A 19185-nucleotide genomic window follows, 5' to 3' on the forward strand; every position below is an offset into this window, starting at 1 on the left:
AAACGGTTAATTATGACACAAATTGACCTGAATGAATATACAGTATTGGAATGCATTACCCGGAGTGTTGTGTAACAATGTCTGGCCAGGTTTGTTTCCCGGAACCGAGGTCACAACATAGTAAAAGCGCTATTGGTAATGGTACAATCGCGCGTTTACACTTATTCAGAACGATTTTTTTCAGGAGACACGAACATGGCCAGCAGAGGCGTAAACAAGGTTATTCTCGTTGGTAATCTGGGTCAGGACCCGGAAGTACGCTACATGCCAAATGGTGGCGCAGTTGCCAACATTACGCTGGCTACTTCCGAATCCTGGCGTGATAAAGCGACCGGCGAGATGAAAGAACAGACTGAATGGCACCGCGTTGTGCTGTTCGGCAAACTGGCAGAAGTGGCGAGCGAATATCTGCGTAAAGGTTCTCAGGTTTATATCGAAGGTCAGCTGCGTACCCGTAAATGGACCGATCAATCCGGTCAGGATCGCTACACCACAGAAGTCGTGGTGAACGTTGGCGGCACCATGCAGATGCTGGGTGGTCGTCAGGGTGGTGGCGCTCCGGCAGGTGGCAATATCGGTGGTGGTCAGCCGCAGGGCGGTTGGGGTCAGCCACAGCAGCCGCAGGGTGGCAATCAGTTCAGCGGCGGCGCGCAGTCTCGCCCGCAGCAGTCCGCTCCGGCAGCGCCGTCTAACGAGCCGCCGATGGACTTTGATGATGACATTCCGTTCTGATTTGTCATTAAAACAATAGGTTATATTGTTTTAAGGTGGATGATTAAAGCATCTGCCAGCCATAAAAAAGAAGCCTCCGTTATGGAGGCTTCTACGTATCAGGTCAAAATCATTGGCCATTGTGGCGGTGTCTGATTCATCTCTTCTATCATCACCGACTCGATGTTGTGCCAGATAGCGGTGATGTCCGCCATTGTGATGCCAAGCAACCCCATTGCGAACCAACAGGCGGAAACAACGCCCAGACCGCTGCTGATCACCGCAAGCCCGACATAATCAGACCGACGAAAACGGATGTTGAGTGTGCTGGCCAGAAACATCATTACGGCACTAAGAAGTTGCCAGCGAAGAAGAACCACGCCAGTGGTGAGGGTAGCCATCAAACAATTCCTCTGAAAAGAGCCGATGCCCTGGACAGCGCGGCGTTGTTCACGGGAGGCGTGGTACACTCTGGCTATCGCGGGGCTTGCAGAACACAAAAATGAAACACTCTGTTTGTTTCATTAATTTTGTGAACTATATCACAATTGATTGTTTGTTAGCCATATTAGGCCGTGACTTTTATTGCTGTACAGATTATGTGGTTTTTCAGTGGCATTAAGGGCATATCTTCCCGCCGCCTCTGCATTCCTGTAGGAAATTAATTTTGAATATCAATGAATTATTTTCATCCAGGTGACGATTAGAAAGGTATCAATTTCAAATCAGGCAAAAGTGCTATTTATACCGTAAGATTTATCTAAAGACGTCGGTACCCAGGGTTTTCACCTTGCAATGGCCGGGTATAAACAGGCAGGAAATTGATAGCAATGAGTCATCGTGCACGACACCAATTACTGGCGTTGCCGGGCATTATCTTTTTAGTTCTCTTTCCCATCATTCTTTCGCTATGGATTGCCTTCCTTTGGGCAAAATCAGAAGTGAATAATCAGCTCCGAACCTTTGCTCAACTGGCACTGGATAAATCCGAGCTGGTCATTCGCCAGGCAGATTTAGTGAGCGATGCAGCTGAACGCTATCAGGGGCAAGTTTGCACTCCAGCCCATCAAAAGCGAATGTTGAATATTATTCGTGGCTATCTTTATATTAATGAATTGATCTATGCCCGTGATAACCATTTTTTATGCTCATCGCTGATAGCGCCTGTAAACGGCTATACGATTGCACCGGCCGATTATAAGCGTGAACCTAACGTTTCTATCTATTATTACCGCGATACGCCTTTTTTCTCTGGCTATAAAATGACCTATATGCAGCGGGGAAATTATGTGGCGGTTATCAACCCTCTCTTCTGGAGTGAAGTGATGTCTGATGATCCGACATTGCAATGGGGTGTGTATGATACGGTGACGAAAACCTTTTTCTCGTTAAGCAAAGAGGCCTCGGCAGCAACGTTTTCTCCGCTGATTCATTTGAAGGATTTAACCGTACAAAGAAATGGCTATTTATATGCGACAGTTTATTCGACAAAACGCCCAATTGCAGCCATTGTTGCGACTTCATATCAACGTCTTATAACCCATTTTTATAATCATCTTATTTTTGCGTTGCCCGCCGGTATTTTGGGGAGTCTTGTTCTGCTATTACTCTGGCTACGTATTCGACAAAACTATTTATCTCCCAAACGTAAATTGCAACGCGCCCTCGAAAAACATCAACTTTGTCTTTATTACCAGCCAATAATCGATATCAAAACAGAAAAATGTATCGGCGCTGAAGCGTTGTTACGTTGGCTTGGTGAGCAGGGGCAAATAATGAATCCGGCAGAGTTTATTCCGCTGGCAGAAAAGGAGGGGATGATAGAACAGATAACTGATTATGTTATTGATAATGTCTTCCGCGATCTGGGCGATTACCTGGCAACACATGCAGATCGCTATGTTTCTATTAACCTGTCGGCCTCCGATTTTCATACGTCACGGTTGATAGCGCGAATCAATCAGAAAACAGAGCAATACGCGGTGCGTCCGCAGCAAATTAAATTTGAAGTGACTGAACATGCATTTCTTGATGTTGACAAAATGACGCCGATTATTCTGGCTTTCCGCCAGGCAGGTTACGAAGTGGCAATTGATGATTTTGGTATTGGCTACTCTAACTTGCATAACCTTAAATCATTGAATGTCGATATTTTGAAAATCGACAAATCGTTTGTTGAAACGCTGACCACCCACAAAACCAGTCATTTGATTGCGGAACACATCATCGAGCTGGCGCACAGCCTGGGGTTAAAAACGATCGCTGAAGGCGTCGAAACTGAGGAGCAGGTTAACTGGCTGCGCAAACGCGGCGTGCGCTATTGCCAGGGATGGTTCTTTGCGAAGGCGATGCCGCCGCAGGTGTTTATGCAATGGATGGAGCAATTACCCGCGCGGGAGTTAACGCGCGGGCAATAAAATTACAGGCGGTGGCGATAATCGCTGGGAGTGCGATCAAACTGCCGACGGAAAACGCGGGAGAAGGTCTGCTGCGAGACATAACCCAGGTCCATTGCGATATCAAAAATCGGACGCTCGGTGGTGCGCAACTCAACGGCGGCCAGTAACAGGCGACGTTGGCGAATGTAATCGCCAAGCGTCTGATGCGTCACCGTGCGGAACATTCGTTGCAAGTACCACTTTGAATAGCCTGATTTTTTTGCGACTACATCAATGTTAAGCGGCTGGTCAATATGCTCGTCAATCCATGCGATAAGATCCTGAATAATTTTCTGATGGGACATAAATCTGCCTCTTTTCAGTGTTCAGTTCGTTAATTCATCTGTTGGGGAGTATAATTCCTCAAGTTAACTTGAGGTAAAGCGATTTATGGAAAAGAAATTACCCCGCATTAAAGCGCTGCTAACCCCCGGCGAAGTGGCGAAACGCAGCGGTGTGGCGGTATCGGCGCTGCATTTCTATGAAAGTAAAGGGTTGATTACCAGTATCCGTAACAGCGGCAATCAGCGGCGATATAAACGTGATGTGTTGCGATATGTTGCAATTATCAAAATTGCTCAGCGTATTGGCATTCCGCTGGCGACCATTGGTGAAGCGTTTGGCGTGTTGCCCGAAGGGCATACGTTAAGTGCGAAAGAGTGGAAACAGCTTTCGTCCCAATGGCGAGAAGAGTTGGATCGGCGCATTCATACCTTAGTAGCGCTGCGTGACGAACTGGACGGATGTATTGGTTGTGGCTGCCTTTCGCGCAGTGATTGCCCGTTGCGTAACCCGGGCGACCGCTTAGGAGAAGAAGGTACCGGCGCACGCTTGCTGGAAGATGAACAAAACTAAAGCGCCACAAGGGCGCTTTAGTTTGTTTTCCGGTCTTTGTCTTTCTCTCTATCCCGCTGGTACACAGGAGGGTTTCCCCCGACGTCAACACACCTCATTCGAGCACGTGGTGGAGGTTCCGGTTGGTGTTGATGCTTTAATTGTATGTCACCGACGTTTCTTCGCCAGTGTAAAAGTATACTTTTTAACCGCAATATTTTTGTCATCTCAGACGATTTTTTATCGCAATCCTGAACGGTATACGGCTCGATAACGCTGCAATCTTGCGCACCGACGATAACGTTTGCGCATCAATTGCCTGGTTTTTCATCGTCAAGACAATAAAAGAGAAAAAAGCAGCAAACTTCGGTTGAAAAAGCCGCTATGATCGCCGGATAATCGTTTGCTTTTTTTACCACCCGTTTTGTATGCGCGGAGCTAAACGTTTGCTTTTTTGCGACGCAGCAAATTGTCGCAAACCTGGAGCAGGAAGATAACGTTTCGCTGGCAGGGGATTGTCCGCCACGCATCTTGACGAAAATTAAACTCTCAGGGGATGTTTTCTTATGTCTACGCCATCAGCGCGTACCGGCGGTTCACTCGACGCCTGGTTTAAAATTTCACAACGTGGAAGCACTGTCCGTCAGGAAGTGGTTGCCGGGTTAACAACGTTTCTGGCGATGGTCTACTCGGTCATCGTCGTTCCAGGTATGTTGGGTAAAGCAGGCTTCCCGCCTGCGGCAGTTTTCGTTGCAACCTGTCTGGTTGCCGGACTCGGTTCTATCGTGATGGGTCTGTGGGCTAATCTGCCGTTGGCGATTGGTTGCGCCATCTCCCTGACGGCATTTACCGCATTCAGCCTGGTGCTGGGGCAACATATTAGCGTACCTGTCGCGCTGGGTGCCGTGTTCCTGATGGGTGTGCTGTTTACGGTAATTTCTGCCACGGGTATCCGTAGCTGGATTTTGCGCAACTTGCCTCACGGTGTGGCGCACGGCACGGGGATCGGTATCGGTCTGTTCCTGCTGCTCATTGCCGCTAATGGTGTCGGTCTGGTGATTAAAAACCCGCTTGATGGTCTGCCCGTTGCGCTGGGTGATTTCGCGACCTTCCCGGTGATTATGTCACTGGTAGGTCTGGCGGTGATCATCGGCCTGGAAAAACTGAAAGTCCCTGGTGGCATTCTGCTGACCATTATCGGTATCTCAATTGTCGGTTTGATCTTCGATCCTAACGTCCATTTCTCCGGCGTTTTCGCCATGCCTTCATTGAGCGATGAAAACGGCAATTCACTGATTGGCAGCCTGGACATTATGGGCGCGCTGAATCCTGTAGTCCTGCCAAGCGTTCTGGCGCTGGTGATGACGGCAGTATTTGATGCCACCGGAACTATCCGTGCCGTCGCCGGCCAGGCGAACCTGCTGGATAAAGATGGGCAGATCATCGACGGTGGGAAAGCACTGACCACTGACTCCATGAGCAGCGTTTTCTCTGGCCTGGTGGGTGCAGCTCCGGCAGCGGTATACATCGAGTCTGCGGCGGGTACGGCGGCGGGCGGTAAAACCGGTTTGACGGCTATCACCGTTGGCGTGCTGTTCCTGCTGATTCTGTTCCTCTCTCCGCTCTCTTACCTCGTTCCGGGGTATGCAACGGCTCCGGCGCTGATGTACGTTGGCCTGCTGATGCTGAGCAACGTGGCGAAAATCGACTTTGCTGATTTTGTTGATGCGATGGCGGGTCTGGTTACGGCGGTATTCATCGTGCTGACCTGTAACATCGTAACAGGCATCATGATCGGCTTCGCGACTCTGGTGATTGGTCGTCTGGTTTCCGGCGAATGGCGCAAGTTGAACATCGGTACGGTCGTTATCGCCGTGGCGCTGGTGACCTTCTATGCGGGTGGCTGGGCTATCTAATCTTTCATCGGATTCTGAAAACGGGTGGCAATGGCTGCCCGTTTTTATTTTCTCCGCACATTGTGTGAGCTTTTGCGATATTCTGAAAAAATGAGAATTCAGGCATAACGTCTTTCTCAGATCATAAAAAACATCGCAAACAGGGAACGCATGGAAATCTTCTTCACCATACTGATAATGACCCTCGTGGTCTCGCTGTCCGGGGTGGTCACTCGTGTCATGCCCTTTCAGATCCCGCTTCCGCTTATGCAAATCGCCATCGGTGCGCTACTGGCGTGGCCGACGTTTGGTTTGCATGTGGAGTTTGATCCTGAACTCTTTTTAGTCTTGTTTATCCCGCCGTTGCTGTTCGCTGATGGCTGGAAAACGCCGACCCGTGAATTTCTCGAACATGGTCGAGAGATTTTCGGCCTCGCGCTGGCGCTGGTGGTGGTCACCGTGGTCGGCATTGGCTTCCTTATTTACTGGGTGGTGCCGGGCATTCCGCTGATCCCCGCCTTTGCGCTGGCGGCGGTACTTTCTCCGACCGATGCTGTGGCGCTCTCCGGGATTGTTGGCGAAGGGCGCATCCCGAAAAAAATCATGGGCATTTTGCAGGGCGAAGCGTTGATGAATGACGCTTCCGGCCTGGTGTCGTTGAAGTTTGCCGTGGCAGTGGCGATGGGGACGATGATCTTCACCGTCGGCGGTGCGACGGTCGAATTTATGAAAGTAGCCATTGGCGGTATTCTTGCCGGTTTTGTGGTGAGCTGGCTGTATGGTCGCTCGCTGCGATTCCTCAGCCGCTGGGGCGGTGATGAACCCGCGACGCAGATTGTTCTGCTGTTCTTGCTGCCATTCGCTTCTTATCTGATTGCCGAACATATTGGCGTTTCCGGCATCCTCGCTGCGGTTGCCGCCGGGATGACCATCACCCGCTCCGGTGTGATGCGCCGTGCGCCGCTGGCAATGCGCCTGCGTGCAAACAGCACCTGGGCGATGCTGGAATTTGTCTTTAACGGCATGGTGTTCCTGCTGTTAGGTCTGCAGCTGCCGGGTATTCTGGAGACGTCGCTGATGGCAGCAGAAATCGACCCTAACGTCGAAATCTGGATGCTGTTTACCGATATTATTCTGATATATGCGGCGCTGATGCTGGTCCGTTTCGGCTGGCTGTGGACGATGAAAAAGTTCAGCAACCGCTTCCTGAAGAAGAAGCCGATGGAGTTTGGTTCGTGGACCACACGAGAAATCCTGATCGCGTCTTTCGCCGGGGTGCGTGGGGCGATCACTCTGGCCGGTGTGCTCTCTATCCCGCTGCTCTTGCCGGATGGTAACGTCTTCCCGGCGCGCTATGAGCTGGTGTTCCTGGCGGCTGGCGTCATTCTCTTCTCGCTGTTTGTCGGCGTGGTGATGTTGCCTATTCTGCTACAACACATTGAAGTCGCGGACCATTCGCAACAATTGAAAGAGGAACGTATTGCGCGAGCGGCAACGGCAGAAGTGGCGATTGTGGCGATCCAGAAAATGGAGGAGCGTCTGGCGGCGGATACCGAAGAGAATATCGATAACCAGCTGCTTACGGAGGTCAGTTCTCGCGTCATTGGTAACCTGCGTCGTCGCGCCGATGGACGTAACGACGTTGAAAGTTCCGTGCAGGAAGAGAACCTTGAGCGTCGCTTCCGTCTGGCGGCATTGCGTTCTGAACGTGCTGAACTTTACCACCTGCGCGCCACGCGGGAGATCAGCAACGAAACGCTGCAAAAATTACTGCACGATCTCGATTTGCTTGAAGCGTTGCTAATTGAGGAAAATCAGTAAGCCGAAAGCGACGTAACCATGCCCGAGGTAATCTGAAAAAGGTGCAATCTTTTGCACCTTTAACAGGTTAGCTCGGGCTAACATTCATGATTCTAAAACAAATAAGTTATCTCTCTTGTAAAGTCAATTCATTGGCTGTTCTTCGACTTAACCTCAATCTGCGTGTTGCATAATATCTGCAGTAATCTTCATAGCGACTGCATTAATATTATCCTCAGTTTGTGACATGCCAGTATGAGAGGTACAATCTTCTTCAAAGAATTTCTGTAGTGTTACCAGGGTATCACTATCAATGGGGATATTTTCCTCCCCACGGAGAATGGAAATGCCCATTCCCTGGACGCTAGCCTCATCAAAATTAACCCGATAGAGACGGGTATTAAACATACAGGCTTTTGTTAAAATAGAACAGTTGAAATGGCAGTTGCTTAAATTGGCATTATTAAAATTAACATTAGCCATATTAGAGCCGGTACATATAACCATTTCGAGGAATGTATTTGTCAGCCACGTACAAAAGAGTTTGCTATCAATTAAGTTTATATTCTGGAGGATTGCTTTGTTCAGATTGACGCGAGACAGATCAGCATGTTCAAAGTTAATTAAATCGAGTTTAGAGAAACTAAGGTCGGCTTTAAATAAATTAACATATGGCGCTATTACTTTATAAAGATTTACCTCAGCCATGTACGCCATATAAAAATTTGAATAGTCAAGGAAGGTGTTTTTAATATTGGCTCTATTCATTGCTGCATTGTAGAATTGAACATGCATAGCGGAGCATGCATTTAGAGTTCCGTCGGCCATTTTTATCTGAGCGAAATTTGAGTCATCGAGAATACAATTATCAAAAAGTATTTTTTCCATTATGGCGTAATAAAAATTCGTTTTATACATATTACAGTCCTGGAAAATAGCGTTTTGTAGTCTGCAACCTGCAAAATTCGAATTGGATAAATCTTCATCTTTAATCACGATACCTTTCAGGCTAAGGTGTGAAAAATCGTAACCACCATTTACTGTCTGTGGAATTTCGATAGTATTATTATGGGCGGCGACATTATTTATAAAATATACCACCTTAATGGATACTTCCTTTTCTTTACTAAGGTAAACTCTTCTCGTAATTCTATCGTCACATTTATTATTTGCATATAAAGCTATATCTATAAAATGTTTATGTATTTTCCTGTCCGTTTCCTTCGTGATTTTTCCTGATGGTAAACTATCATAAATTCTTTTCATTTTCTGAATCAAACCTATCACTTTTTCATGATCATCCATTTTGAAAAGAGAGAGGGCTTTATTGTCAATTAACGTGTTTTTATGATGTTTGCTGTAATTATATGATTTTGTTTTCTTTGTATGTGATGAACTTGTGAGAGAGTGGTTATCGTTAATCTGGCAAAGAGAGAAAAACATATTATTTAAACCATTATAGCGCATAAAATATCCTTATAATTAACAAGAAAGAAAAGGCATATTCTCTGCATTATCATTTTCTACGACTGTCAAAAATCACTCATTTTTTAATGAGTTTATTTGTTTAATATTTTGGGAAAAGGTGATGCATGCTGGAGAGGAAGAGTATTCCCCGGTCAGGCGACCGGGGAAGGGGAGAGATTAATGTGCGCGGCCTTGCTCAACGCCAAAGCCGGTCTGGGAGCGGATAAACTGCGCGCGGAACAGTTCACGCTCGCGCGCCCCTTCCGCTGAGTTATCGGTTGCCGAGAAGAACCAGATGCCGAGGAATGCCACGGTGATAGAGAACAGCGCCGGGTATTCATACGGGAAGATGGCTTTTTCGTGACCAAGGATCTGTACCCAAATCGTCGGGCCGAGGATCATCAGTACTACTGCGGTAATCAGCCCCAGCCAGCCACCCATCATCGCGCCACGCGTGGTCAGTTTCGACCAGTACATAGAAAGCAGAATGATCGGGAAGTTACAGCTCGCCGCGATGGCAAACGCCAGCCCCACCATAAAGGCGATGTTCTGATTCTCAAACAGCACGCCGAGGATAATGGCAATCACACCCAAAATCAGCACGGTGATTTTCGATACCCGCAGTTCTTCACGTTCGGTCGCGCCTTTTTTGAAGACGTTAGCGTACAGGTCATGCGAAACCGCTGATGCGCCCGCCAACGTCAGACCCGCAACCACCGCAAGAATGGTGGCAAAAGCAACTGCTGAAATAAAACCGAGGAACAGGTTGCCGCCCACTGCATTCGCCAGGTGAACGGCCGCCATGTTGTTACCACCAATCAGATGGCCCGCCGCGTCTTTATATTCCGGATTCGCACCAACAAGCATGATCGCGCCGAAGCCGATAATAAAGGTCAGAATATAGAAGTAGCCCATAAATCCGGTGGCGTAGAACACGCTCTTACGTGCTTCGCGGGCATCGCTGACTGTAAAGAAGCGCATCAGAATGTGCGGCAAGCCCGCCGTACCAAACATCAGTCCCAGCCCCAGAGAGAGCGCGGAGATCGGATCTTTCACCAGTCCGCCCGGTTTCATGATGTCGACACCTTTCGGGTGTACCGCCATCGCTTCGCTGAACAGATTGTTGAAGCTAAAGCCGACGTGTTTCATCACCATAAAGGCCATAAAGCTGGCACCGAACAGCAACAGAACGGCTTTAATAATCTGTACCCAAGTGGTCGCCAGCATGCCGCCGAACAGGACGTACATCATCATCAGCACGCCGACCAGCACCACCGCAATGTGATAGTTAAGGCCAAACAGCAGCTCGATCAGTTTACCTGCGCCCACCATCTGGGCGATAAGGTAAAGCGCCACCACCACCAGAGAACCACAGGCCGAAAGAATACGAATCGGCCCTTGTTTCAGACGGTAAGAGGCCACATCGGCAAAGGTGTAGCGCCCCAGGTTACGCAGACGTTCGGCAATCAGGAACAAAATGATCGGCCAGCCCACCAGGAAGCCCAGCGAGTAAATTAAGCCGTCATAGCCGGAGGTAAACACCAGCGCGGAGATCCCCAAGAATGAGGCGGCGGACATATAGTCCCCGGCAATCGCCAGCCCGTTCTGGAAGCCAGTGATATTGCCGCCTGCGGTGTAGTAGTCGCTACGAGAACGTACGCGTTTTGATGCCCAGTAGGTAATGCCGAGCGTAAACACGACGAAAATCAGGAACATAATAATCGCCTGCCAGTTCGTTGGCTGGCGCTCTACGGCCCCGCTAATAGCATCCGCGGCGTTAGCTGCGAAAGGGAGTGTGGCGGCAAGCGCCGTCAGAACTCTTTTCATGATGCTTGTACCTCATGCAGGACTTCATTATTAAGACGGTCGAATTCGCCGTTCGCCCGCCAGATGTAGATACCGGTGAGAACAAAGGAGATCACAATCACTCCAACACCAATTGGAATACCGCGTGTGACGCTGGTGTTCGGATTCAGCGGCGTGCCCAGCCAGCCGGGCGCGAAGGCGATCAGTAAAATAAAGCCGATATAAACTGCCAGCATAATAATCGACAGCATGGTGGCAAACCGTTGCCGTTTTTCGACTAACTCCCTGAAATGCGCATTGTCTTCTATCCGCTGATAAATAGTGCCATTCATCACAGATTCTCCAGAGGTAATGTAGGGATTGTTTTAATTCCCGCTCCCTTATGGGAGAAGGTTAACGCTCGGGTAACCCTTGCCGAATGTAGGCCGGATAAGGCGTTTACGCCGCATCCGGCAATCAATGCCTGATGCGACGCTGTCGCGTCTTATCAGGCCTACAAACCGTTACCGACTCGCATCCGGCAATTGTGGGTTACGATGGCATCGCGATAGCCTGCTTCTCTTCAAGCAGCTTCTCGACTACGCCAGGATCGGCAAGCGTCGAGGTATCGCCCAGGTTGCTGGTATCGCCCGCCGCAATTTTGCGCAGAATACGGCGCATAATTTTGCCGGAGCGGGTTTTAGGCAGGGAGTCGGTCCAGTGCAGCACGTCTGGCGTCGCCAGCGGGCCAATCTCTTTACGCACCCAGTTGCGGACTTCTGCGTACAGTTCTGGTGACGGTTCCTCCCCGTGATTAAGCGTGACGTAGGCGTAGATCGCCTGACCTTTAATATTGTGCGGAATACCTACTACGGCGGCTTCGGCAATCTTCGGATGCGCCACCAGCGCCGACTCAATCTCTGCCGTCCCCAGACGGTGACCGGAGACGTTCAGCACGTCGTCCACACGCCCGGTGATCCAGTAATAGCCATCTTCATCGCGACGCGCGCCGTCGCCGCTGAAATACATATTTTTGAAGGTGGAGAAGTAGGTCTGTTCAAAACGTTCGTGATCGCCAAACAGCGTACGCGCCTGACCCGGCCAGGAGTCGGTGATCACCAGGCTGCCTTCGGTAGCGCCTTCCAGCGGGTTACCTTCGTTATCGACCAGCGCCGGTTGCACGCCGAAGAACGGACGTGTTGCCGAACCGGCTTTCAGCTCGGTAGCGCCAGGCAGCGGCGTGATCATGAAACCGCCAGTTTCGGTCTGCCACCAGGTATCGACCACCGGACATTTCTCGTTGCCGATTTTTTTCCAGTACCACTCCCACGCTTCCGGGTTAATTGGCTCGCCCACGGAACCGAGAATGCGCAGCGACGAACGGTCGGTACCCTCGATCGCTTTATCGCCTTCCGCCATCAGCGCGCGGATCGCCGTGGGTGCGGTATAGAGAATATTGACCTGATGCTTGTCCACCACCTGCGCCATACGGGCAGGCGTCGGCCAGTTGGGTACGCCTTCAAACATCAGCGTGGTCGCACCGCAGGCCAGCGGGCCGTACAGCAAGTAACTGTGTCCGGTCACCCAGCCCACATCGGCGGTGCACCAGTAGATATCACCCGGATGATAATCAAAGACATATTTAAAGGTCAGCGCCGCGTACACCAGATAACCGCCGGTAGTATGCAGCACACCTTTTGGCTTACCGGTAGAACCGGAGGTGTAGAGAATAAACAGCGGATCTTCGGCGTTCATCTCTTCCGCCTGGTGCTGATCGCTCGCTTGCTCAACCAGGTCGTGCCACCACAGGTCGCGCCCTTCCTGCCAGTCAATTTTCCCGCCAGTACGCTTCAGTACCACCACATGCTCTACGCTGGTGACGTTCGGGTTTTTCAGCGCGTCATCAACGTTTTTCTTCAGCGGAATACTGCGCCCGGCACGCACACCTTCGTCGGAAGTGATCACCAGTCGTGAGTTGGAATCAATAATGCGCCCGGCAACGGCTTCCGGCGAGAAGCCGCCGAAAATCACCGAATGCACCGCGCCAATGCGGGCGCAGGCCAGCATCGCAACCGCGGCTTCCGGCACCATCGGCATATAAATCGCCACCACATCACCTTTTTTAATGCCCAGCTCGAGCAGGGTATTGGCGAAGCGGCAGACGTCGCGGTGCAGCTCTTTATAGCTGATATGTTTGCTCTGGCTGGCGTCGTCGCCTTCCCAGATGATGGCGGTGCGATCGCCGTTTTCTTGCAGATGGCGGTCAAGGCAGTTTGCCGCCAGATTCAGCGTGCCGTCCTCGTACCATTTAATGGACACATTACCGGGGGCAAAGGAGGTATTTTTCACCTTCTGGTAAGGTTTGATCCAGTCGAGAATTTTTCCCTGTTCGCCCCAGAAGGTATCAGGTACGTTAATAGATTGTTGATACATCGCCTCGTACTGCTGAGGGTTTATCAGGCAACGGTCTGCGATGTTGGCAGGAATGGTGTGTTTGTGAATTTGGCTCATGCTTTTGTTCTCCTTGTAGGATGTTAATAATATGTGGCATAAGCGTTAAATGTAGGGGTATTGGCAGTTTTGTTTAGTATTTGGGCGACAGATCACGCAAAAGTAGAATTGTGCAAATAAACGGCAGGGTAATTTTTGAAGGTCAGCAACAAAAGTTGATTAATTCTTTGAGGAACATGCAGTTATGCATGCTGTTGAAAAAGAGGAAGATACTGACTAACTCTAAAGTGGTATTTTACATGCACTTACAATTGATTAAAGACAACATTCACAGTGTGGTTATTTGTTACACATAGGGGCGAGCAATGTCATGACAGTGTAGGTGCGGTTACTGTCGTGAAAACAATAAAAACCGCCATTGCAACAATGGCGCAATTCGGATGAAGCCCCTATGACAAGGATAAAAATAAACGCACGCCGTATCTTCAGCTTATTGATTCCTTTTTTCTTTTTCACTTCTGTTCACGCTGAACAAACGGCAGCTCCCGCAAAACCTGTAACTGTGGAAGCGAAGAATGAAACCTTTGCCCCGCAGCATCCCGATCAATATCTCTCCTGGAAAGCCACCTCGGAACAGTCAGAGCGTGTTGACGCCCTGGCGGAAGATCCACGGCTGGTGATCCTGTGGGCGGGGTATCCCTTCTCGCGCGATTACAACAAGCCGCGTGGACATGCCTTTGCTGTGACCGATGTGCGTGAAACCCTGCGTACCGGTGCGCCGAAAAACGCTGAAGATGGTCCGCTACCGATGGCGTGCTGGAGTTGTAAAAGCCCGGATGTGGCGCGTCTGATCCAGAAAGACGGCGAAGATGGCTACTTCCACGGTAAGTGGGCGCGCGGCGGCCCGGAAATCGTCAACAACTTAGGTTGTGCCGACTGCCATAACACCGCCTCACCAGAGTTCGCCAAAGGCAAACCGGAGTTAACCCTTTCCCGTCCGTATGCGGCTCGCGCGATGGAAGCCATTGGTAAACCTTTTGAGAAAGCCGGACGTTTCGACCAGCAATCGATGGTTTGCGGTCAGTGCCATGTGGAGTATTACTTCGACGGCAAAAACAAAGCGGTTAAATTCCCGTGGGATGACGGCATGAAAGTCGAAAATATGGAGCAGTATTACGACAAAATTGCCTTCTCTGACTGGACTAACTCCCTGTCGAAAACGCCAATGCTGAAAGCGCAGCACCCGGAATATGAAACCTGGACAGCGGGCATTCACGGTAAAAACAACGTGACCTGTATCGACTGCCATATGCCAAAAGTGCAGAACGCCGAAGGCAAACTCTACACCGACCATAAAATTGGTAATCCGTTTGATAACTTCGCCCAGACTTGTGCGAACTGCCATACCCAGGACAAAGCTGCCTTGCAAAAAGTGGTCGCGGAACGTAAGCAGTCGATTAACGACCTGAAAATCAAGGTTGAAGATCAACTGGTTCACGCTCACTTCGAAGCGAAAGCAGCGCTGGATGCAGGCGCGACGGAAGCCGAAATGAAGCCAATTCAGGACGATATCCGTCATGCCCAGTGGCGCTGGGATCTGGCGATCGCTTCCCACGGCATTCATATGCACGCACCGGAAGAAGGTTTACGGATGCTCGGTACGGCGATGGATAAAGCGGCGGATGCACGCACCAAACTGGCGCGCCTGCTGGCGACCAAAGGCATCACCCATGAAATCCAGATCCCGGATATCTCAACCAAAGAGAAAGCCCAGCAGGCTATTGGCCTGAACATGGAACAAATCAAGGCCGAGAAGCAGGACTTCATCAAAACGGTGATCCCGCAGTGGGAAGAACAGGCACGTAAAAACGGTCTGTTAAGCCAATAACCCCGTTCCGCCTCGCAAGGGGCGGAAAACACAATGGAGTGAATATGAGCGTATTACGTTCGTTATTAACTGCCGGGGTGCTGGCGTCGGGCCTGTTGTGGAGCCTGAACGGAATTACCGCTACCCCTGCGGCGCAGGCATCTGATGATCGCTACGAAGTTACCCAGCAGCGTAACCCGGATGCCGCCTGTCTGGACTGTCATAAGCCAGATACCGAAGGTATGCATGGAAAACATGCTTCCGTTATCAACCCGAATAACAAACTGCCGGTCACCTGCACCAACTGTCACGGCCAGCCATCACCGCAACACCGCGAAGGGGTGAAAGATGTGATGCGCTTTAACGAGCCGATGTACAAGGTTGGAGAGCAGAACAGCGTCTGTATGTCCTGTCATCTGCCGGAACAGTTGCAAAAAGCGTTCTGGCCGCACGATGTCCACGTAACCAAAGTGGCGTGCGCCAGCTGCCATTCCCTGCATCCACAGCAAGATACGATGCAGACGTTAAGTGACAAAGGACGGATTAAGATTTGCGTCGATTGCCACAGCGATCAGCGCACCAATCCGAACTTTAACCCGGCGTCTGTTCCGTTGCTTAAGGAGCAGCCATGACCTGGTCTCGTCGCCAGTTTCTCACCGGCGTCGGCGTGCTGGCAGCCGTCAGCGGCACCGCAGGGCGCGTGGTGGCGAAAACGTTGAATATCAATGGGGTGCGTTACGGCATGGTGCATGACGAGTCGTTATGCATCGGCTGTACCGCCTGTATGGATGCTTGTCGGGAAGTGAACAAGGTGCCGGAAGGCGTCTCGCGCCTGACGATTATTCGTAGCGAGCCGCAGGGCGAATTTCCTGATGTGAAATATCGCTTCTTCCGTAAGTCTTGCCAGCACTGCGATCATGCGCCGTGCGTTGACGTCTGCCCGACCGGTGCGTCTTTTCGTGATGCCGCTAGCGGGATTGTCGATGTTAATCCTGATCTCTGCGTCGGTTGTCAGTACTGCATCGCCGCCTGTCCGTACCGCGTGCGCTTTATCCATCCGGTCACGAAGACGGCGGACAAATGCGATTTCTGCCGTAAAACCAATTTGCAGGCCGGTAAGCTGCCCGCGTGCGTTGAGGCTTGCCCGACGAAGGCGCTGACGTTTGGCAATCTGGACGATCCTAACAGTGAGATTTCGCAACTGCTGCGCCAGAAGCCTACTTACCGCTACAAGCTGGCGCTGGGAACCAAACCGAAGCTGTACCGCGTACCGTTTAAATACGGGGAGGTGAGCCAATGACGCAGACTTCCGCATTTCATTTTGAATCGCTGGTGTGGGACTGGCCGATTGCCATCTACCTGTTTTTGATTGGTATTTCTGCCGGTCTGGTGACGCTGGCCGTGCTGTTACGTCGCTTCTACCCGCAGGCGGGCGGTGCAGACAGTACGTTGCTGCGCACCACGCTGATTGTCGGGCCGGGCGCGGTGATCCTCGGTCTGTTGATCCTCGTCTTCCACCTGACAAGACCGTGGACCTTCTGGAAGCTGATGTTCCACTACAGTTTTACCTCGGTGATGTCGATGGGGGTGATGCTGTTTCAGCTCTACATGGTGGTGCTGGTGCTGTGGCTGGCGAAAATCTTTGAACATGATTTGCTTGCCCTGCAACAACGCTGGTTGCCGAAGCTGGGGATCGTGCAAAAGGTTCTGAGCCTGCTGACGCCCGTTCATCGCGGACTGGAAACATTGATGCTGGTGTTGGCGGTGTTGTTGGGGGCTTATACCGGCTTTCTGCTGTCGGCGCTGAAATCGTATCCGTTCCTCAATAACCCGATCCTGCCGGTGCTGTTCCTCTTCTCCGGCATCTCGTCCGGTGCGGCGGTGGCGCTGATCGCCATGGCGATACGCCAACGCAGTAACCCGCATTCCACGGAAGCGCAGTTTGTACACCGTATGGAAATCCCCGTGGTATGGGGTGAAATCTTCCTGCTGGTGGCGTTTTTTGTCGGTCTGGCGCTGGGCGATGACGGTAAAGTGCGTGCGCTGGTGGCGGCATTAGGTGGCGGTTTCTGGACGTGGTGGTTCTGGCTTGGTGTCGCCGGGCTGGGGCTGATTGTGCCAATGTTGCTCAAACCGTGGGTCAATCGCAGTTCCGGCATTCCTGCCGTGCTGGCGGCGTGTGGGGCCAGTCTGGTCGGCGTGTTGATGCTGCGCTTTTTCATTCTCTACGCCGGGCAGTTAACGGTGGCGTAAGCCAGAAAAGAGGTGGTTTCTGGACGTATTCCTTCCTGAAGTCGGTTTTCTGGCGTTGTTGTTAAGTCTCGGGGTCAACGTGTTGACCCCGTTGACGGCCTTTGCGGGAGTGCGGTTGCGCTGGCCTGCCATGATGCGACTCACTTGCATCGGCATTCTGGCGCAGTTCGCGCTCCTGTTGCTCGCCTTTGGCGTACTGACGTATTGTTTTCTCATCAGCGATTTCTCGGTCATTTATGTCGCCCAACATAGCTACAGCCTGCTGTCGTGGGAACTCAAGCTGGCAGCGGTGTGGGGCGGCCATGAAGGTTCGCTGCTGCTTTGGGTGCTGCTGCTTTCCGCCTGGAGCGCGCTGTTTGCCTGGCATTATCGGCAGCAAACCGATCCGCTATTTCCGCTGACGCTAGCCGTTTTATCTCTCATGCTCGCCGCACTGCTACTGTTTGTAGTGCTGTGGTCCGATCCCTTCGTGCGGATATTTCCACCAGCAATCGAAGGCCGCGATCTCAATCCGATGCTGCAACATCCCGGTCTTATCTTTCATCCACCGCTGCTTTACCTTGGCTATGGCGGTTTGATGGTGGCGGCGAGCGTGGCGCTGGCGAGTTTACTGCGCGGCGAGTTTGATGGTGCCTGCGCCAGAATTTGTTGGCGCTGGGCACTACCTGGCTGGAGCGCATTAACGGCGGGGATCATCCTCGGTTCCTGGTGGGCCTATTGCGAACTGGGCTGGGGCGGCTGGTGGTTCTGGGATCCGGTGGAAAACGCCTCTTTATTACCCTGGCTTTCTGCCACTGCGCTGCTGCACAGTTTGTCCCTGACACGCCAGCGGGAGATTTTCCGCCACTGGTCGCTGTTGCTGGCGATAGTAACTCTGATGCTGTCGCTACTGGGTACCTTAATTGTCCGTTCTGGCATTCTGGTTTCGGTTCATGCGTTCGCACTGGATAACGTCCGCGCCGTGCCGTTGTTCAGCCTGTTTGCACTGATTAGCCTTGCGTCTCTGGCTCTGTATGGCTGGCGAGCGCGGGACGGTGGCCCGGTGGTGCGTTTTTCGGGGTTATCGCGGGAAATGTTAATCCTCGCTACGCTGTTGCTGTTTTGCGCAGTGCTACTGATCGTGCTGGTGGGAACGCTTTATCCGATGATTTACGGTCTGCTGGGCTGGGGACGCCTCTCCGTTGGCGCGCCGTATTTTAACCGCGCGACGTTACCGTTTGGCCTGTTGATGCTGGTGGTGATTGTGCTGGCGACGTTTGTCTCTGGCAAACGCGTGCAGCTTCCGGCGCTGGTAGCTCATGCGGGCGTGCTGTTATTTGCCGCTGGGATCGTGGTTTCCAGCGTCAGCCGTCAGGAGATCAGCCTGAATTTACAGCCGGGTCAGCAGGTGACGCTGGCAGGATACACCTTCCGTTTTGAGCGCCTCGATCTGCAAGCCAAAGGCAATTACACCAGCGAAAAAGCGATAGTGGCACTGTTTGACCATCAGCAACGCATTGGTGAACTGATGCCGGAGCGGCGTTTTTACGAAGCACGTCGTCAGCAAATGATGGAACCGTCAATTCGCTGGAACGGCATCCATGACTGGTATGCGGTCATGGGTGAAAAAACCGGAGCGGATCGTTACGCTTTTCGCTTGTATGTACAAAGCGGTGTGCGCTGGATCTGGGGGGGAGGATTGTTG

At 51.4% G+C, this 19185-nt stretch carries 16 protein-coding genes; 10 read left to right on the forward strand and 6 right to left on the reverse strand.

Annotation, left to right across the window (positions count from 1 at the left end):
• The first annotated feature begins 195 nt into the window (after positions 1 to 195).
• Positions 196 to 732 carry a single-stranded DNA-binding protein SSB1 gene (gene ssb1 / locus QZF50_RS07970; RefSeq protein WP_000168305.1) on the forward strand — a complete coding sequence of 179 codons (537 nt, stop codon included), beginning with the start codon at positions 196 to 198 and terminating at the stop codon, positions 730 to 732.
• A 98-nt stretch (positions 733 to 830) separates the two neighbouring features.
• On the opposite strand, the gene QZF50_RS07975 is transcribed toward ssb1, so the two are convergent.
• Complete coding sequence (locus QZF50_RS07975; RefSeq protein WP_001295689.1) at positions 831 to 1112, reverse strand: YjcB family protein; 282 nt, start codon at positions 1110 to 1112, stop codon at positions 831 to 833.
• 429 nt (positions 1113 to 1541) lie between these two features.
• On the opposite strand from QZF50_RS07975, the gene pdeC reads away from it, so the two are divergent.
• Positions 1542 to 3128, forward strand: a complete 1587-nt coding sequence (gene pdeC, locus QZF50_RS07980) for a c-di-GMP phosphodiesterase PdeC (protein ID WP_000019535.1) — start codon at positions 1542 to 1544, stop codon at positions 3126 to 3128.
• 2 nt (positions 3129 to 3130) lie between these two features.
• Here pdeC and soxS read toward each other — a convergent pair whose 3' ends face one another.
• Positions 3131 to 3454 carry a superoxide response transcriptional regulator SoxS gene (gene soxS, locus QZF50_RS07985; protein ID WP_000019358.1) on the reverse strand — a complete coding sequence of 108 codons (324 nt, stop codon included), beginning with the start codon at positions 3452 to 3454 and terminating at the stop codon, positions 3131 to 3133.
• 85 nt (positions 3455 to 3539) lie between these two features.
• On the opposite strand from soxS, the gene soxR reads away from it, so the two are divergent.
• The 3 genes from soxR to QZF50_RS08000 all read left to right on the forward strand — a co-directional run bounded on the left by soxR (position 3540) and on the right by QZF50_RS08000 (position 7699).
• On the forward strand, positions 3540 to 4004 hold the full coding sequence (gene soxR / locus QZF50_RS07990; RefSeq protein WP_000412428.1) for a redox-sensitive transcriptional activator SoxR: 465 nt from the start codon (positions 3540 to 3542) through the stop codon (positions 4002 to 4004).
• Positions 4005 to 4549: 545 nt separating this feature from the next.
• Positions 4550 to 5899, forward strand: coding sequence for a guanine/hypoxanthine transporter GhxP (ghxP, locus tag QZF50_RS07995; protein WP_000106882.1), 1350 nt, complete (start codon positions 4550 to 4552; stop codon positions 5897 to 5899).
• 150 nt (positions 5900 to 6049) lie between these two features.
• Positions 6050 to 7699: a Na+/H+ antiporter gene (locus QZF50_RS08000; RefSeq protein WP_000402207.1), complete on the forward strand. Its 1650-nt coding sequence runs from the start codon at positions 6050 to 6052 to the stop codon at positions 7697 to 7699.
• A 153-nt stretch (positions 7700 to 7852) separates the two neighbouring features.
• Here the strand turns inward: QZF50_RS08000 and QZF50_RS08005 are convergent, their stop codons facing one another.
• The 4 genes from QZF50_RS08005 to acs form a co-directional block, all read right to left on the reverse strand.
• Entirely contained in the window at positions 7853 to 9145 is a 1293-nt protein-coding gene (locus tag QZF50_RS08005) for a pentapeptide repeat-containing protein (RefSeq protein ID WP_001270143.1), read from the reverse strand.
• A gap of 177 nt (positions 9146 to 9322) precedes the next feature.
• Positions 9323 to 10972 carry a cation/acetate symporter ActP gene (gene actP / locus QZF50_RS08010; RefSeq protein WP_000832573.1) on the reverse strand — a complete coding sequence of 550 codons (1650 nt, stop codon included), beginning with the start codon at positions 10970 to 10972 and terminating at the stop codon, positions 9323 to 9325.
• Positions 10969 to 11283 (reverse strand): DUF485 domain-containing protein, encoded by a 315-nt coding sequence (locus QZF50_RS08015; RefSeq protein ID WP_061892623.1) that lies wholly within the window; start codon positions 11281 to 11283, stop codon positions 10969 to 10971. Before QZF50_RS08015 ends, actP begins: the two co-directional genes overlap by 4 nt.
• A 199-nt stretch (positions 11284 to 11482) precedes the next feature.
• Positions 11483 to 13441, reverse strand: coding sequence for an acetate--CoA ligase (gene acs / locus QZF50_RS08020; RefSeq protein ID WP_000078239.1), 1959 nt, complete (start codon positions 13439 to 13441; stop codon positions 11483 to 11485).
• A 391-nt stretch (positions 13442 to 13832) separates the two neighbouring features.
• Between acs and nrfA the strand changes: the two genes are divergently transcribed.
• The 5 genes from nrfA to QZF50_RS08045 all read left to right on the forward strand — a co-directional run.
• The gene (nrfA, locus tag QZF50_RS08025; RefSeq protein ID WP_000196875.1) at positions 13833 to 15269 is read left to right on the forward strand and encodes an ammonia-forming nitrite reductase cytochrome c552 subunit; all 1437 of its coding nucleotides are present in this window, start codon (positions 13833 to 13835) and stop codon (positions 15267 to 15269) included.
• A 44-nt stretch (positions 15270 to 15313) separates the two neighbouring features.
• Complete coding sequence (nrfB, locus tag QZF50_RS08030) at positions 15314 to 15880, forward strand: cytochrome c nitrite reductase pentaheme subunit (protein WP_001295391.1); 567 nt, start codon at positions 15314 to 15316, stop codon at positions 15878 to 15880.
• Positions 15877 to 16548 carry a cytochrome c nitrite reductase Fe-S protein gene (nrfC, locus tag QZF50_RS08035; protein WP_000220281.1) on the forward strand — a complete coding sequence of 224 codons (672 nt, stop codon included), beginning with the start codon at positions 15877 to 15879 and terminating at the stop codon, positions 16546 to 16548. The genes nrfB and nrfC overlap by 4 nt, the downstream gene beginning before the upstream one ends.
• Positions 16545 to 17501: a cytochrome c nitrite reductase subunit NrfD gene (gene nrfD, locus QZF50_RS08040; protein WP_000195171.1), complete on the forward strand. Its 957-nt coding sequence runs from the start codon at positions 16545 to 16547 to the stop codon at positions 17499 to 17501. Before nrfC ends, nrfD begins: the two co-directional genes overlap by 4 nt.
• A gap of 19 nt (positions 17502 to 17520) precedes the next feature.
• Positions 17521 to 19185 (forward strand): heme lyase CcmF/NrfE family subunit (locus QZF50_RS08045; RefSeq protein ID WP_290388849.1); only part of this gene is annotated, 1665 nt, incomplete at its 3' end.

The sequence above is a fragment of the uncultured Escherichia sp. genome (genome assembly GCF_948475835.1).
Lineage (GTDB): Bacteria > Pseudomonadota > Gammaproteobacteria > Enterobacterales > Enterobacteriaceae > ECMA0423.

Excerpts from the sequence above, each read along its gene's own strand:
- ssb1 (WP_000168305.1), top strand. The coding sequence starts at position 196 with ATGGCCAGCAGAGGCGTAAACAAGGTTATTCTCGTTGGTAATCTGGGT.
- QZF50_RS07975 (WP_001295689.1), bottom strand. The coding sequence starts at position 1,112 with ATGGCTACCCTCACCACTGGCGTGGTTCTTCTTCGCTGGCAACTTCTT.
- pdeC (WP_000019535.1), top strand. The coding sequence starts at position 1,542 with ATGAGTCATCGTGCACGACACCAATTACTGGCGTTGCCGGGCATTATC.
- soxS (WP_000019358.1), bottom strand. The coding sequence starts at position 3,454 with ATGTCCCATCAGAAAATTATTCAGGATCTTATCGCATGGATTGACGAG.
- soxR (WP_000412428.1), top strand. The coding sequence starts at position 3,540 with ATGGAAAAGAAATTACCCCGCATTAAAGCGCTGCTAACCCCCGGCGAA.
- ghxP (WP_000106882.1), top strand. The coding sequence starts at position 4,550 with ATGTCTACGCCATCAGCGCGTACCGGCGGTTCACTCGACGCCTGGTTT.
- QZF50_RS08000 (WP_000402207.1), top strand. The coding sequence starts at position 6,050 with ATGGAAATCTTCTTCACCATACTGATAATGACCCTCGTGGTCTCGCTG.
- QZF50_RS08005 (WP_001270143.1), bottom strand. The coding sequence starts at position 9,145 with ATGCGCTATAATGGTTTAAATAATATGTTTTTCTCTCTTTGCCAGATT.
- actP (WP_000832573.1), bottom strand. The coding sequence starts at position 10,972 with ATGAAAAGAGTTCTGACGGCGCTTGCCGCCACACTCCCTTTCGCAGCT.
- QZF50_RS08015 (WP_061892623.1), bottom strand. The coding sequence starts at position 11,283 with ATGAATGGCACTATTTATCAGCGGATAGAAGACAATGCGCATTTCAGG.
- acs (WP_000078239.1), bottom strand. The coding sequence starts at position 13,441 with ATGAGCCAAATTCACAAACACACCATTCCTGCCAACATCGCAGACCGT.
- nrfA (WP_000196875.1), top strand. The coding sequence starts at position 13,833 with ATGACAAGGATAAAAATAAACGCACGCCGTATCTTCAGCTTATTGATT.
- nrfB (WP_001295391.1), top strand. The coding sequence starts at position 15,314 with ATGAGCGTATTACGTTCGTTATTAACTGCCGGGGTGCTGGCGTCGGGC.
- nrfC (WP_000220281.1), top strand. The coding sequence starts at position 15,877 with ATGACCTGGTCTCGTCGCCAGTTTCTCACCGGCGTCGGCGTGCTGGCA.
- nrfD (WP_000195171.1), top strand. The coding sequence starts at position 16,545 with ATGACGCAGACTTCCGCATTTCATTTTGAATCGCTGGTGTGGGACTGG.